Raw genomic sequence first — 849 nt, forward strand, 5'->3', positions numbered from 1 at the left:
GTAGCGGCGCTCTAGCTCTACGGCCGTCAGCCACTCCTTAGTCTTGCTGATAATGGTGCCTACCAGGGGCAGATGGCCCAGCAGGCCAATGTTTTCCTTGCGGCGCGTTTTGTAGAGGTTCTTGGCTAGCTGCTGGGTGATGGTAGAACCTCCCCCCCCACTACCTCCGGTAGCAGCACCAGCCACAGCGCGGGCAATGGCCTTAGGATCAATGCCCGAATGGTCCTGATAGCGCACATCTTCCGTGGAAATAAGTGCTTTAATCAGCCAGGGCGACATTTTATTGAGTGGCACCGGCGAGCGGTTTTCGCGGAAGTAGCGCCCAATCAGGATTCCATCGGCCGTATACACCTCCGAGGGCTGCTCTACTTTCGGATTTTCCAGTTCCTCCAAGCTCGGCGACTTGCCAAACAGGAACAGGAAGTTCATACTTACCAGAATGGGGTAGAGCAGGAATACACCAACGCCTACGACGAACATTCCCCAGAATGTTCGCGAGAGGATGTTGGGCCAATTCCGTGCGGGGCGGGTGGAAAGGTCGGTCTTTGGAGAGTCGGGAGCGGACATTCAGGGCGCGTTGAGGCAAACAGGGCCCACCGGCCCAGCAACTGAGGCGCAAATATACCAGTTCGGCGCGGGCGGCAGATGAAAAGTCCCGCGTTTTAGCCAGTTAAGGCCCAAACTGAGGCAGCTTCCTGAGGTATTGATAGCTACACTACAGGCCCATAGTCTTGCAGTTTGGCTACGAATGAAGTGTACAGGTACTAGCAGAGCAGGTTTCCTCGCCACGGAGCCCAGGCCGAAATGTAGCTTAGACTAGCCCAAGAGATTATCGTTGCCGGGAGTAGG

At 55.9% G+C, this 849-nt stretch carries 1 protein-coding gene; it reads right to left on the bottom strand.

Annotation, left to right across the window (positions count from 1 at the left end; translation table 11 throughout):
• A partial coding sequence (locus tag VI25_RS22045; protein WP_236705205.1) for a transglycosylase domain-containing protein occupies window positions 1–567 on the bottom strand: 567 nt, incomplete at its 3' end.
• Window positions 568–849: the final 282 nt, after the last annotated feature.

This window comes from Hymenobacter sp. AT01-02, from assembly GCF_000961955.2.
Classification (GTDB): Bacteria; Bacteroidota; Bacteroidia; order Cytophagales; family Hymenobacteraceae; genus Hymenobacter; species Hymenobacter mucosus.